At 35.2% G+C, this 264-nt stretch carries 1 pseudogene; it reads left to right on the plus strand.

Annotated elements, in window-relative coordinates:
• Positions 1-4 precede the first annotated feature (4 nt).
• A pseudogene (locus tag SB775_RS30470) lies at positions 5-264 on the plus strand (PTS sugar transporter subunit IIC); the annotation flags it as partial.

A 264-nucleotide genomic window follows, 5' to 3' on the forward strand; every position in this document is an offset into this window, starting at 1 on the left:
ATTGATGAATGGTTTTATGAGTTTTATGGAACAAAAGATTATGCCAACAACGCAAAAGATTGCAGGACAACGACATTTATTAGCAATTCGAAACGGAGTTATTTCTACATTGCCGTTAACGATTGTCGGATCATTTTTCGTTATCTTTTTAAATTTACCAATTGATGCATATATGGAATGGATTGCACCATTTCGCCATATTTTAGATATTCCATTCCGGTTTACAGTAGGTTTAATGGCGTTATACGCAGCATTTGGGGTAGG

The sequence above is a fragment of the Peribacillus sp. SIMBA_075 genome (assembly GCF_046534585.1).